General features: G+C 62.1%; 11 protein-coding genes. 9 read left to right on the forward strand and 2 right to left on the reverse strand.

The annotated features are described in order from the left end of the window. Positions 1-205 precede the first annotated feature (205 nt). The 3 genes from M1E16_RS08485 to M1E16_RS08495 all read left to right on the forward strand — a co-directional run bounded on the left by M1E16_RS08485 (position 206) and on the right by M1E16_RS08495 (position 5,174). Positions 206-3,850: a transporter substrate-binding domain-containing protein gene (locus M1E16_RS08485; protein ID WP_458129641.1), complete on the forward strand. Its 3,645-nt coding sequence runs from the start codon at positions 206-208 to the stop codon at positions 3,848-3,850. A gap of 171 nt (positions 3,851-4,021) precedes the next feature. Next, positions 4,022-4,426, forward strand: a complete 405-nt coding sequence (locus M1E16_RS08490; RefSeq protein ID WP_434603433.1) for an ANTAR domain-containing protein — start codon at positions 4,022-4,024, stop codon at positions 4,424-4,426. Between the two features lie 133 nt (positions 4,427-4,559). Then, positions 4,560-5,174, forward strand: a complete 615-nt coding sequence (locus tag M1E16_RS08495; protein WP_458129642.1) for a response regulator — start codon at positions 4,560-4,562, stop codon at positions 5,172-5,174. A 30-nt stretch (positions 5,175-5,204) separates the two neighbouring features. On the opposite strand, the gene M1E16_RS08500 is transcribed toward M1E16_RS08495, so the two are convergent. After that, positions 5,205-6,110: a LysR family transcriptional regulator gene (locus M1E16_RS08500; protein ID WP_305501314.1), complete on the reverse strand. Its 906-nt coding sequence runs from the start codon at positions 6,108-6,110 to the stop codon at positions 5,205-5,207. Positions 6,111-6,218: 108 nt separating this feature from the next. On the opposite strand from M1E16_RS08500, the gene M1E16_RS08505 reads away from it, so the two are divergent. The 3 genes from M1E16_RS08505 to M1E16_RS08515 all read left to right on the forward strand — a co-directional run bounded on the left by M1E16_RS08505 (position 6,219) and on the right by M1E16_RS08515 (position 9,474). After that, positions 6,219-7,085, forward strand: a complete 867-nt coding sequence (locus M1E16_RS08505) for a pirin family protein (protein WP_458129643.1) — start codon at positions 6,219-6,221, stop codon at positions 7,083-7,085. 350 nt (positions 7,086-7,435) lie between these two features. Next, a complete protein-coding gene (locus tag M1E16_RS08510) occupies positions 7,436-8,878 on the forward strand; it encodes a mechanosensitive ion channel domain-containing protein (protein WP_458129644.1) in 1,443 nt (480 codons plus the stop codon). 155 nt (positions 8,879-9,033) lie between these two features. Further along, a complete protein-coding gene (locus M1E16_RS08515) occupies positions 9,034-9,474 on the forward strand; it encodes a carboxymuconolactone decarboxylase family protein (RefSeq protein WP_434569239.1) in 441 nt (146 codons plus the stop codon). A 12-nt stretch (positions 9,475-9,486) separates the two neighbouring features. Here M1E16_RS08515 and M1E16_RS08520 read toward each other — a convergent pair whose 3' ends face one another. Continuing rightward, the gene (locus M1E16_RS08520) at positions 9,487-10,251 is read right to left on the reverse strand and encodes an AraC family transcriptional regulator (RefSeq protein ID WP_434653045.1); all 765 of its coding nucleotides are present in this window, start codon (positions 10,249-10,251) and stop codon (positions 9,487-9,489) included. Positions 10,252-10,349: 98 nt separating this feature from the next. Between M1E16_RS08520 and M1E16_RS08525 the strand changes: the two genes are divergently transcribed. The 3 genes from M1E16_RS08525 to M1E16_RS08535 all read left to right on the forward strand — a co-directional run bounded on the left by M1E16_RS08525 (position 10,350) and on the right by M1E16_RS08535 (position 13,183). Next, the gene (locus M1E16_RS08525) at positions 10,350-11,507 is read left to right on the forward strand and encodes an MFS transporter (RefSeq protein WP_458129645.1); all 1,158 of its coding nucleotides are present in this window, start codon (positions 10,350-10,352) and stop codon (positions 11,505-11,507) included. A gap of 65 nt (positions 11,508-11,572) precedes the next feature. Continuing rightward, positions 11,573-11,995, forward strand: coding sequence for an HPF/RaiA family ribosome-associated protein (locus M1E16_RS08530; RefSeq protein WP_434569238.1), 423 nt, complete (start codon positions 11,573-11,575; stop codon positions 11,993-11,995). Between the two features lie 12 nt (positions 11,996-12,007). Beyond that, the gene (locus tag M1E16_RS08535; RefSeq protein ID WP_434624968.1) at positions 12,008-13,183 is read left to right on the forward strand and encodes a baeRF3 domain-containing protein; all 1,176 of its coding nucleotides are present in this window, start codon (positions 12,008-12,010) and stop codon (positions 13,181-13,183) included. Positions 13,184-13,235: the final 52 nt, after the last annotated feature.

A 13,235-nucleotide genomic window follows, 5' to 3' on the forward strand; every position in this document is an offset into this window, starting at 1 on the left:
TGCGCCTGAGCGATGTTATTTCTCGATAACACATCAGGAAATTCCTCAGAAACTTCCTACACTCCAGTCACGCTTGCTGTATTTTCTACAGGCACGCTGACGGTTCGCTGTTCCCTTGCTTTGGCAGGCAGAACCTTATTTTCACCCAGGTTCGGTGGCGCTCCCGCGCCAACTCTGCCAAGGCCAGGCGAAACCCTCTGATCCGATGATTGTGTTTTCACGCATGAGCCTGGCGGCGTTGTGGCTGGGTTTATTGAGCATGGCGCCGGAGACCGTCGCTGCGCCCGAGTCGCTGCAGGTGCTTGGGCGTTCCACCGTGAGCGGTTATTCGGTGTCACTGGATGCAGCCGACCGGGCCTGGCTGCGCGACAAGGGCTCGTTGCTGCTGGGCGCCTCTGCGCCGGATTATGCGCCGTTCGGTATCACCGGCAATGGCCATGAATACGAAGGCCTGACCGCCGATTACGCCGGGTTGCTCGGTCAGTTGTTGCAGGTCGATGTGCAGGTGCGCCGGTACCCGTCGCGGGCCGAGGCGCTGCAGGCCCTGCGCGGCGGTGCAATCGACATGCTCGGCAGCGCCAATGGCTTCGAGGCTGGCGATCCGGAACTGGCGATGTCCCAGGCCTACGCCGATGACCAGCCGACCCTGGTGACCCGTGCCGGTGACAATCGCAAGCTCGCGCCGGACCTGGCGGGCAAGCGCGTGGCGATGCTTTATCACTATCTGCCCCCTGAAGCGGTCAAGGCTTTTTACCCCAAGGCTTCGCTGCAGCTGTACCCGTCGACGCTGAGCGCCATCGGTGCCGTGGCTTTCGGCCAGGCCGACGTCTATCTGGGGGACTCGATCAGCGCCCATTACCTGATCACCAAGAACTACCTGAACAACGTCCAGTTGGCCGACTTTTCACGCTTGGAAGTGCAGCCGTTCGCGTTTGCCCTGGCGCGTGACAACACGCGCCTGCTGCGGATCATCAACAGCGCCTTGCAAGCCATTCCCGGCACCGAGCGCATGGCGATCCTGCGCCGCTGGAGTGCCGGGGGCGCAAGCATGCCCGGTCATCAACGGCTGCATTTCAGCGTCAACGAACAACGCTGGCTGGACACGCATCCGCGAATCAGGGTGGTGATCAATGATCATTTCATGCCGCTGACGTTCATTGACCAACAGGCACACTTTCGCGGCATCAGTGCCGATGTGCTGGCGAAAATCAGCCTGCGCACCGGGCTGAAATTCGATATCCGGCACGGTGAGTCGCTCGAGGATCTGATCGCGCAGGTCAAGAGTGGCGAGGCCGACGTCGTGGCGGCGTTCCCGCCGGGTTCCGACTACGCCGATGAATTGAGTTCTACCCGACCCTATTTGAGTAATCCCTACGTGCTCGTGGCCGCCCTGGATACCCAGGCCCCCGTCACGCCGGAGCAGATGGCCGGCAAGCGCCTGGCACTGGTGCGCGGAAATGTGCTGCGCGATTACCTGCTGCAGCAATTTCCCGACGTCGAACTGGTGCCGGCGCAAAACGCCGCCGATGCCCTGGCCATGGTGGCTTCCGGCGCGGTGGACGCGGCGATCAGCCCGCTGCTCAGTGCCAGCTACATGATCTCCCGTCAGTACCGCGACACGCTGCAGATCACCTGCACCGTCGGCACCGAGCCGGCGCTGATCGCCTTGGGCACCCGCCGGGACGCGCCGCAGTTGCATTCGATCCTGGACAAGGCGCTGCTCAGCATTGCCCCTGAGGAAATGGACGAACTGACCAACCGCTGGCGTACGGAAATCGTTGTGGAAGACAGTTATTGGCTGCGCCACCGCGCCACCGTTCTCCAAGGCTTCGCCATCGCTGCACTGCTGTTGCTCCTGGCGCTGGGCTGGATCGGCTATCTGCGCCATCTGATACGCAAGCGTCGGCAGGCCGAAGTCGCCCTCAACGACCAACTGGAATTCATGCGGGTATTGATCGACGGCACGCCACATCCGATCTATGTCCGTGATCGCGAGGCGCGGCTGGTGTTGTGCAACAGCGGCTACCTGGAGGTATTCGGTGCCAAACGGCAGAGCGTTGTCGGCAAGACCCTGCTCGAAAGCGCGCCGGGGGATCCGGTCGAAGCGCGGCTCTACCACAATGATTACTTGCGGGTCATGGAGCAGGGCCTACCCCGGGTGCAAGACCGCCACTTGACTGTGGCCAGCGGCGAGGCGCTGACCATCTATCAATGGATGCTGCCGTATCGCGGCAGCGACGGCGCGGTCAGCGGCATGATCGGCGGCTGGATCGACGTCAGCGAACGCCAGCACCTGCTCGAACAATTGCGCATTGCCAAGGACGGTTCGGATGACGCCAACCGGGCCAAGACCACGTTCCTGGCGACGATGAGCCACGAGATCCGCACGCCGATGAACGCCGTGATCGGCATGCTCGAACTGGCGCTGAAAAAGGCCGAAGAAGGCATTGTCGATCGGGCGGCCATCGAGGTCGCTTCGGGCGCTGCCCATGGCTTGCTGGCGTTGATCGGCGACATCCTCGATGTTGCCCGTATCGAGTCCGGGCGGATGTCGCTGGCGCCGGAGCGCGCCAACCTGCGGGAGCTGGTCGAGTCGGTGGCGCGGGTTTTCGAAGGCTTGGCCCGGCAGAAACACCTGGGCCTGCAGCTGGCCCTGGACGACGAGCTCGACCGCGACGTGCTGATCGATCCGTTGCACTTCAAGCAGGTGCTGTCGAACCTGCTCAGCAACGCGATCAAGTTCACCGATCAGGGCTTGGTGCGCTTGATCGCCGAGGTCGTCCCCGGCAGTGAAGACGAGCGACTCGCTGTTCGCTTGCGGGTGGAAGACACCGGCAGCGGGATTTCCCTTGAAGACCAGCAGCGGCTGTTCCAGCCGTTCACCCAGGTCGGCGACAACCGCGAGTCGACCCGCGGCGGCTCCGGGCTGGGGTTGGTCATCAGCCGGACCTTGTGCGAAATGATGGGCGGCACCCTGACGATGAGCAGCCTGCCGGGGGAGGGCACGCAGGTCGAGATCCGGCTGGATCTGCCGCTGCTCGACGCCTTGCTCCAGGCCCCACTTGCCGGGGGCAAGACGCCGTTGCCGATGCGGGCGCTGGCCATTCTGGTGGTCGATGACTATCCGGCCAATCGCCTGTTGCTGTGCCAGCAACTGAGTTACCTGGGCCACCGCGTGGAGGAGGCTGCGGAGGGTGTGCAAGGCCTGCATGCGTGGCGCGCCGGGCGCTTCGACATGATCATTACCGACTGCAACATGCCTTTGATGGATGGCTACGCATTGACCCGAGCCATTCGTGAAGAGGAGCACGCGCGAGGCCTGTCGCCGATATTGATACTCGGGTTCACCGCCAATGCCCAGCCAGAAGAAAAGCAGCGTTGCATCGACGCGGGAATGAACGACTGCCTGTTCAAGCCCATCGGGCTCGAAGTCCTCGGTGCCCGTCTGGCGCAGGTTTTTCCGGAACCGGCAGCAGGGTTTCCTGGAACGGAGGCCGAGGCGCCCACGGATGATTTTGACCTGGACGGCCTGGCGCAGTTGACCGGCGGCGATACGGAGGCGCTGAACAGCCTGATCAGCGAGCTGGTCACCTGCAATACCGAAGACACCGCGCAGTTGCTGCGCTTGTCCGCCCGGCATGATCTGCCCGGACTCGCCGACCTGGCGCATCGGATCAAGGGCGGGGCGCGGATGGTCAGGGCGCAAGGTCTGGTTAGCGCGTGCGATGCCCTGGAAGACGCTTGCCGGGAGCGGGATGCGTCGTCGTTGGCCGATGCGGTGGGTGACTTGCAGCAGGCGCTCGAACATTTGACCGGGCGGCTGCGTGCATCGTCGCTCTGGTCAGGTTGAGGTGGTTGCTGACCGACATGAGGGGATATCGATCGCAGGACGGCGCCATGGGCGCCATTTACCCGGTTTTTAAGATTTTTCCTACAGCGTCCTTTAGAAGCTTTCTCTAGCCTGACGCCTCCTGACGTTCATGGGCCGCCGTACCCGTCGCGTTGCCATTGGATGCCCGTCATGCCGAACAAAGCATTACGTATCATGATCGCCGATTCAGAGCATTTTCATCGAATGAAGCTTGAGCGCCTGTTCAACCAGCAGGGTTATTTCCGGATTGCGCCGGTGAACGACATGGAGGAATTGTTGCTGCTGGTGGAGTATGGCAGCGAGCCGTTCGACGTGATCGTCGCCAATGCCCGACTGGCAAGTGGCGGAGTGGAGTTAGCCGATTTCCTGGTCGACAACCCCCAGGTGCTTCACGGGTTGATCTACAACATGCCGCAGGCTGGCGTGTCGCCGCAGGTAGGCGGGCGCCGTTCTCACGTGCAACTGAGCCAGGCCGCGTTGCCCGAACCTGTTGCACTGGCCTGCCTGATGGCTCGTGCCGAGGGAGCGCGTATCAGCGAGCGGGCGCGCTCTTGACGAGATGGTTTCGCCGGGCCAACGACCACTGGTCGCACCTGTCAGATCTGACAGGTGAATCCTGCCCATCGCTTGTGCAAGAGTTCGATGCCGTCTGGCACCAATGTCGTTTGTAATTACCCAGGGAGTTGCCGTGAAAGACATGTTGATCGTGGACGACCACCCTGTCATTCGAGGAGCGTTGCGGCTCATTTGCCAGAATGAAGGGGCTGCGCAGGTCCGCGATGCCAGCAGCGTGGCGCAAGCCAGGGCCTTGATCAAGGAAAGCATACCCGACCTGGTAATCCTGGACCTGGTAATGAACGGTTTCGACGGCCTTGAACTGTTGAGCTGGATCATGGCCGAGTTCCCGTCATGCGGGGTGCTGGTGTTTACCTCCCAGGATGCCCAGCATTTCTGCAATCGCTGTATCTCGGCGGGGGCCCGAGGGTTTGTCACCAAGAAAAGCGACCTGAAGGAATTGACCAAGGCCATTCATGCATTGAAGTCCGGTTATTCCTATTTCCCACAGATGTCCGTCCGCCTGGATTTCCAGCAGCGCACCGAACAGCAGGCGCTGGAGAGTCTCTCGATCCGCGAGTTGTCAATCCTGCGGATGCTGGCCATGGGCATGCGCGGTAAGGACGTCGCCGAAGCTTTGTTCCTGAGCCCCAAGACGGTCAGCACCTACAAGACCCGCCTGCTGGAGAAGCTTGGCTTGAAAACCCTGGTGGGCCTGTCGGATTTCGCCAAGCGCAATCACTTGTAGGGCACCGTGGGGAGCGCCTTGCCGCATGCGCTAGGCCATGTCGCTCTGGCTGAACTCCTCGGCGAGGAAGTCGATCAGGGTGCGCACCGAGGGCAGCAAGCCACGGCGTGAGGCGAATATCGCATGGACGATCCCGCATTTCGGTGTCCAGCCCGGCACCAGTTCCACCAGGCGTCCGGCGGCCAGGTCTTCGCGTACCACGACCGTGGGCAGGTGAGCGATGCCGATGCCCGCCAGCACCGCATGACGCAAGGCCAGCAGGTCGTCGGTGACCATGCGCGGTGCGTGGCGGATCAGCGCGCGGGTGCCGTCCGGGCCGAACAGCTCCCATTGGTATTCACGTTGCGCCGAACCCCAGTGGACGCTGGGCAGGCCATTGAGGTCCGCCGGCGAGGCGGGGGACGACAGGCCTTCACGATAGACCGGGCTCCCCACCAGGCACTGGGTGCTGTTGCTCAGCACCTTCATGACCATGTCAGTGTTTTCCAGCGGGGGGAAACGGACCCGCAACGCGATATCGAACCCTTCGTGGAGCAGGTCGACGCGGCGGTTGGTGCTCTCGATGAACAGCTCCACCCGCGGGTACTTGACCATGTAGCGGGTCAGCATCGGTCCGACCCAGCTGTTGAGCAGCGCCGTCGGGCAACTGATGCGCACCAGTCCCTGGGGTTCTGAGCGGTTGCGTTCGATCACTTCGGCGGCACTTTCAGCCTCGACCCGCATGGCCAGGCAGCGCTGGTAATAGGCCTGGCCGATTTCCGTCAACGAACAATGCCGGCTGGTGCGATGGATCAGCCTGACGCCCAGGCGCTCCTCCAGCTGGGCGATACGCCGGCTGAGCTTGGACTTGGGCATGTCCAGCGCCCGGCCAGCGGGGGCGAAGCCGCCGTGTTCGACCACTTGGGTGAAGTAGTACAGGGTGTTGAGGTCTTCGATGATCGTTCTCCTGATGGAACGCTACGGCCGATTTTTGCAGTCTAGCGCATCAAGGGGTGCGGTTTTAAGCTGTTCCATCGAATGGCAACACCCGATTGGAGACTCAGCATGAAAAACATCACCGGCGTCTATACCAGTCCGCGGCCTCATTGGGTCGGCGACGGCTTTCCGGTTCGCACGCTGTTTTCCTACGATAATCTGGGCAAACATGTCAGCCCGTTCCTGCTGCTCGATCATGCGGCGCCCAGCGAATTCGCACCGACCACCGAGCGACGCGGCGTAGGCCAGCACCCTCATCGTGGTTTCGAAACCGTGACCATCGTCTACCAGGGCGAACTGGAACATCGTGATTCGACTGGCAGCGGCGGCAAGATCGGCCCCGGTGACGTGCAATGGATGACCGCTGCGTCCGGCATCATTCACGAAGAGTTCCACTCCGAAGCCTTCGCGCGGCAGGGCGGGTTCATGGAAATGGTCCAGCTGTGGGTCAACTTGCCCGCCAAGGACAAGATGGCGCCGGCCGGCTACCAGACCATTCTCAAGGGCGACATCCCACAGATCGCGCTGAAGGATGGAGCCGGTAGCTTGCGCCTGATTGCCGGGTCCTTCGAAGGGCATCAAGGCCCGGCGAAAACCTTTACCCCGATCGACGTCTGGGACATCCGCCTGAACGCCGGGAGGCACCTGACCGTGGCCGTGCATGACGGTTACAACACTGCACTGGTGGTGCTGCGCGGCACCGTCCAGGTCAACGGCCGTGAACGCGTCGAGCAAGGGCAACTGGCCCTGTTCGAACGGGCCGGCGACCAATTGAGCCTGCAAGCCGACCATGACGCGGTGGTCCTGTTGCTCAGTGGCGAGCCCATCAATGAACCCATCGTCGGCCATGGCCCGTTCGTGATGAACAGCCAGCAGGAAATCCTCCAGGCCTTCGAGGATTTCCATTCCGGGCACTTCGGCCGGATGCAGGGCTGAAGTGGTCGCATAGCCCTGTAGACCTCACCTGTGGGAGCGAGCTTGCTCGCGAATGCGTCGGTTCAGCTTGCATCAATGTTGAATGGACGGCCGCCTTCGCGAGCAAGCTCGCTCCCACATGGTTTTGTGTTGGTTCTGATTTTGTGTTCGCCGGGAATCTACTGTGGGAGCGAGCTTGCTCGCGATAGCGGTATCTCAGGCGAAAAAGGATGTTGAAGGGGCGGGCCTCTTCGCGAGCAGGCTCGCTCCCACAGGGGGCTGGGGCGTGCCTGGGATTTGTCGTGGGGTGACCTCTACAGCGTGTTCATTCTGTGCCAATCTTCGCCAATGGCCTTCCTGGAGCTGTCCCGATGCTGTCTCTGTTCACCGACCACCCGCTGCTCTGTGCCCTGGCACTGCTTGTGCTCGATCTGGTGTTGTGGCGGCTGGTCAGCGCCGACCGGACCTACTGGAAAATCGGTGTACGGCTGCTGATCTTTTCGTTGTTCAGCGTGCTGCTGTTCAACGAAGGCCTCAATCCCATGGAGAAAGCCCAGTGGGTCGACGACGTGCCCCGGCACCTCGCGGCGACCGGCTTGCAGATCGGCTGGTGGTTGTTCGCCGCGCGCACCCTGACGGTGATGATCGGTGCGGTGATGATGCAACGGGTCGGCCATACCGGGCGGCTATTGCAGGACCTGCTCGGTGCGGTGATTTTCCTGGTCGCGGTGATCGCCGCGTTGGCTTACGTGCTCGACCTGCCGGTCAAAGGCGTGCTGGCGACGTCCGGCGCGATGGCAATCATCGTCGGCCTGGCGTTGCAGAGCACCCTCAGCGATGTTTTCTCCGGCATCGTGCTCAATACCACAAAGCCCTATCAGGTCGATGACTGGATTTCCATCGACGGCACCGAAGGCCGGGTCACCGACATCGATTGGCGGGCTACACGGCTACAGACCTCCCAAGGGAGCATGGCGGTGATCCCCAACTCGCTGGCGGCAAAGGCCAAGATCATCAATTTCAGCCGACCCAGCGATGTCCATGGCTTGTCGATCAGCATCCAGGTGAGCCCTCACGCACGGCCGCAAACGGTAATCGACGCACTGGAGCGGGCGATGGTCGGCTGTCGTGCGTTGCTGTCGAGCCCGGAGCCCTGCGTGGCGCTGAGAAGCACCGGCAGTGGCGGGGCGGAATACGAGATCAGTGGGTTCGTTGCCTCGATGTCCCAGAAGCGCGGGGTGCGCAACCAGTTGTTCGACCTGGCGTTCCGGCATTTGCAGGCGTCCGGCGTGAGCCTGCTGTCTACCAGTGAAAGTGCGGCTCCCGCGGTGGTGTCGCGGCCCCGGGCATTGCTGGAGAGCTCGAACATTTTCTCGACCCTGCGCCAGGATGAAAAAGACACCTTCAGCCAGAACATGACCTTGCAAACCTTCCGCGCCGGCGATGTGATCCTGGCGGCCGGGGAGGTCAGCGATCATCTGTTCATCATCGAGTCCGGGGTGGTCAGCGTGACGCTCATGCGTAACGGCCAGCCGCTGGAGGGCGGGCGCATGGGACCGGGGGAAGTCATCGGCGAAGCCGGAATCGTCGCCGAACAGGCCGCACTGGCGAACTTCTCTGCCAAGACCTTCTGCACGCTGTATCGCATCGAGAACAGCTACCTCAAGCCCTGCCTCGAAGCCCGTCGCGATATCAACGACGCGATGAAGAACCTGCTGGACGTGCGCATGCACCTGGCCCAGAACCTGACTCGCGACGTGCCCAAGCCGGTGGCCAAGAAGCGTTTTCTGCAGTGGTTGCGCAGCCGGGCCTGAGTAATACCTGTGGCGAGGGAGCAAGCTCCCTCGCCACGAAAGTATTCTTTGATTTCCGGACCATTGGCCACCCGAACTTCCCAACAATTGGCTATTTGTCCAGCGCCAAGGCAGGGCTAACGTAGCGCCACACCAAATTGTTTCAGGAGTTCACCATGCAACCGCGTATCGATTTCTACACCGCTTCCCCCGACGCCTACAAAGCCATGCTGACGCTGGAAAACACGGTGTCGAAACTGGGCCTGGAAAAGTCCCTGCTGGAGTTGGTCAAGCTGCGTTCCTCGCAGATCAACGGCTGCGCATTCTGCATCGACATGCACACCGCCGATGCGCGCAAGGACGGCGAGACCGAACGGCGCCTGTACGCGGTGACCGCCTGGCGCGAAGCACCGTTCTTTACCGGCCGTGAACGCGCCGCGTTGGCCTGGACCGAAGCGCTGACACGCCTGAGCGAGACCCATGCGCCGGACGCGGACTACGCGCTGCTGAGCGAGCATTTCACGCCCAAGGAGATGGTCGACCTGACCGTGGCGATCAACGCCATCAACGGCTGGAACCGGCTGGCAGTGGGCTTTCGGAAAATGCCCGAGGTTTGATTCGAGCCCTGCTTACCTCAGGTAGTTCTTGGGCGTGAGGCCGGTCATGAGCTTGAAGAAAGCGATAAAGGCGCTGTCGCTGGCAAAGCCCAGTTCGAAAGCGCAATAGCTCAGGCTGCGACCGGTGGCGAGCAGCTCAATGGCACGCATCAAGCGCCATTGCTGACGCCACTGCTGATAGCTCATGCCGGTTTCCCGTTGCAGGATTCGCCCGATGGTCCGGCCACTCGCGCCGATCTGCTGCTCCAGCACAGCCAGCGCCGGTGGCAGCTGTTCCAGAGTCTTGAGCAGCGGCGCCAGTCGCTTGTCTTGAGGCAGCGGCAGCAGCATCGGCTGTGGTGCCGCCTGGCGGATTTCCTCCAGGCACAGGCCCAGCAGATGCGCGTTGCGGCCCTGCATCCAGTCGCTGTCAAACGCAGCGTGGGCGATCGGTTCAAGTACGGCGCGCAGCAGTGGCGAAACCTCGATGATGCGCACTTGCGAAGGTAGATCGGCGCACAAAGCCGGCGTCAGGTAGATCGATCGATACTCCACGCTCTGTTGCATCACTGCGCGATGCGGCGTGCCCGGTGGAATCCAGGCCGCTCGTGAGGGAGGCAGCAGGCAAAGCTGTCGTTGCAAGGTGATGCGCGTGCAGCCCTGGAAGGTGAACAGCAATTGCCCACGCCGGTGAGCGTGCAAGCCAGAATCGTGATGACCCAGCGTTGCAGCGATGCCAACGACCGGCGCGTGATGGCGATCGGGGTCGAAGCGGGCGTGAGCGTCGAGCCAAGCCATGAGTTTGTCCGATTTCAGCGATTTATTGTCAGGCCTTGGATAATACGACAGTCATAGCGTTTATAGACTGCTCGCCATTCTTTCAGCGAGCACTTTCCATGACATCCCGTCCTCTGCTTCATCTGGCGATCGCCCTGGTCATGTTTCCCCAGATCGCCCAGACCCTTTACAGCCCTGCATTGGCAGACATCAGCCAGGCCTTTGCCGTCAGCGCCCAAATGGCGGCGCAGACGCTTTCGGTGTTTTTCCTGGGGTTCGCTCTCGGAGTGGTGGTATGGGGGCGCCTCTGCGATCGCGCGGGCCGTCGGCCCGTCATGCTGGCCGGCCTCGCGTTGTACGGGGCTGCGACCGTGCTCGGTTTGAACGCCTCCAACTTTGAGGTGTTGCTGGCTTTTCAGGCCTTGGCCGCGTTCGGCGCCGCAGTCGGTTCGGTGGTGACCCAAACGGTTTTACGTGACCGCTTCCAAGGCGCCGAACTGGGCCAGGTCTTCTCGATCATCGGTATCGCATTGGCGGCCAGTCCGGCTATCGGTCTGTTCAGCGGCGCGGGCCTGGTGGAGCTCTTCGGGTATCAAGGCGTACTCGGCGCACTCCTGCTGCTGTCGTTGATCCTGCTGCTGTGGTGCGTGTGTGCCTTGCCCGAAACCTTGCCGGTCCGATTGCCTCCACCGCCGCTGTTGAAAATCCTCTGGCGCATGCTGGTGGACCCGGCCATCTGGCGTTCGGCATGGCTGGTGGCTGCGTTCAACGTGGCGCTGTTCAGCTATTACAACCTCGCACCGTTCCAGTTCGAACGGCTCGGCTTGAGTCCCGCCATGTTCGGTTACAGCGGAGTGGTCCTGGCGTTGGGTTCAGGCTTGGGCGCCTGGCTCAACAAACGCCTGCTGGAACGAGGATTCGACGGCAATCAATTGTCGGCCCTGGCGGCGATTGTCCTGCTGGTGGGCGGTTCGGGTGTGCAAGGCCTGCTCGACAGCGGCAGCTTTGTCGCACCGATGTTGCTGGTGGTGCTGGCGTTCGGCATGGCGATCCCCAACGTCCTGGGTGCTGCGCTCGTACATTACAAGGATTGCCTGGGCACGGCCGGCGCGCTGTTCGGCCTGTTCTACTACGTGCTGATCGGCGGTGCGCTGATGCTCGCCGCCTGGTTCCAGGCGCTGGGCTGGACCTTGATCCTTTGCGGCACGCTGGCGGTGGGCTTGACGGTGCGCCAGTTGCTGCGTGCCAAACGCCAGTCATCCCGTGCCGGGAACTAAGCCCGATCACTTTTCTTCTACCCACAATAGGCGGCCCAAAGCCGCCTTTGTCAGAGGAGTCGATCATGCAAGTTCAAGTCAACAGCAACCATATCGAAGGCAGTGTCCGATTGCAGGAGTGGGTCGGCAGTACGGTGGTGGACGCGCTACAGCGTTTCGAAGACCAGTTGGCCCGGGTTGAAATCCACGTCAGCGACGAGAACGCCCAGAAGGGCGGCGCCGCGGATAAACGCTGCCAGATCGAGGCGCGCCTGCAAGGCGTTGCGGCCATCTCCGTAAGCCACAAGGCCGAAAGCCTGGAGCTGGCGGTCGAGGGCGCCGCCGAGAAAATGCTGCATGCGCTCGATCATCAGGTCGGCAAGCTCAACCCCGCCGTCGAATCCATGGGGCGCGTGACCGCTCCGGTGGATGAAGCGCCACCGGAATTGGTGGACGCCATGCTGGAGGAAGATTTCCTCGCAAACCAAGAGGCTCGTGGCAAAGAATAAAAGGAGACGATCATGACCGCTCATCAACCCTTCAGCCGGCAGGTATTGGCCGAGCTTCTGGCATTCGACGAACAGCCGAGCCTTTCGTTGTATATGCCTACCCACCGTACATTCCCCGAACGCAGCCAGGACCCGATCCGCTACAAGAACCTGGTGCGCGAACTGCAGACGCAACTGGAACAACAGCATCCGGGCGTCGATTGCGCGCCGTTGCTTGAGCCTTTTCATGCGCTGGTGGACGACCAGGATTTCTGGAACTCCAATCGGGACGGCATCGCGGTTTTCGGCGCCCGTGACTATTTCAAGGTCATCGCGGTGAACCAGCGCCTGCCGCAATGCGCATTCGCCAACAGCCATCCTTATCTGAAGCCATTGTTGCGTCTGGTCCAGTCGACCGAACGTTATCAGGTGCTGTGCCTGACCCGTAACGAGGTGTGGTTGTACGAGGGCTCCTCCCAACAACTGGAAAAAGTCGAGCTGGCCGACGAGGTGCCGCGCAACCAGAACGAGGCGCTCGGCGATGAACTGACTTCAGGTGACCAGCAGGGTTTTCCCAACGGCTTCAGCCGCAGCAGTGAGCGCGGCGATCCGATGATGCATGAATCCGCCGGCGGCGGTAAGCAGGACGAAATCAACCTCGACCGCGAGCGGTTTTTTCGCGCCGTGGACAAAGCCATCCTGGAACATTACTCGCAGCCTTCGGGCTTGCCGATGATCCTCGTGGCCCTGCCGGAAAACCAGGCGGTGTTTCGCGCGGTCAGCCATAACTCGCAGTTGTTGGCCCAGGGCATCGATGGGGACCCTTCGAGGTTGAGCGTGGAGGAGTTGCGCGTCCAGTGCTCCAAGGTCATGGCCCACAGCCACTCGGACCGGGTCGTCGACAGCCTCAATCGTTATGGTGTCGCGGTCGGCCAGGGACGGGCGCTGGACAACCTCGCCGAGATCGCCAAGGCCGCCTGGGAAAGCCGCATTGCGCTGTTGCTGGTGGAGGCGGAGCGCCAGGTGCCCGGCCAGCTCGACGCAGACAAGGGCCGCTTGATCATTGACGAGACCGGCGATGAGCAGGCGCCTGACGTGCTGGACGAATTGATCCTGGCCGTGACCCGGCAGGGCGGCGAGGTCATCGTCGTGCCGCCTGAGCATGTCATGCCGACCGATACGGGGGCGGCGGCGGTGTGCCGGTTCTAGGCAATCCCAGAGGCAGTGTCGAACCCTGTGGGAGCGAGCTTGCTCGCGATAG

Source organism: Pseudomonas sp. Z2-11 (assembly GCF_054161305.1).

Coding starts and splice junctions, on each gene's coding strand:
- M1E16_RS08485 (WP_458129641.1), top strand. CDS start 206: ATGATTGTGTTTTCACGCATGAGCCTGGCGGCGTTGTGGCTGGGTTTA.
- M1E16_RS08490 (WP_434603433.1), top strand. CDS start 4,022: ATGCCGAACAAAGCATTACGTATCATGATCGCCGATTCAGAGCATTTT.
- M1E16_RS08505 (WP_458129643.1), top strand. CDS start 6,219: ATGAAAAACATCACCGGCGTCTATACCAGTCCGCGGCCTCATTGGGTC.
- M1E16_RS08510 (WP_458129644.1), top strand. CDS start 7,436: ATGCTGTCTCTGTTCACCGACCACCCGCTGCTCTGTGCCCTGGCACTG.
- M1E16_RS08515 (WP_434569239.1), top strand. CDS start 9,034: ATGCAACCGCGTATCGATTTCTACACCGCTTCCCCCGACGCCTACAAA.
- M1E16_RS08520 (WP_434653045.1), bottom strand. CDS start 10,251: ATGGCTTGGCTCGACGCTCACGCCCGCTTCGACCCCGATCGCCATCAC.
- M1E16_RS08525 (WP_458129645.1), top strand. CDS start 10,350: ATGACATCCCGTCCTCTGCTTCATCTGGCGATCGCCCTGGTCATGTTT.
- M1E16_RS08530 (WP_434569238.1), top strand. CDS start 11,573: ATGCAAGTTCAAGTCAACAGCAACCATATCGAAGGCAGTGTCCGATTG.
- M1E16_RS08535 (WP_434624968.1), top strand. CDS start 12,008: ATGACCGCTCATCAACCCTTCAGCCGGCAGGTATTGGCCGAGCTTCTG.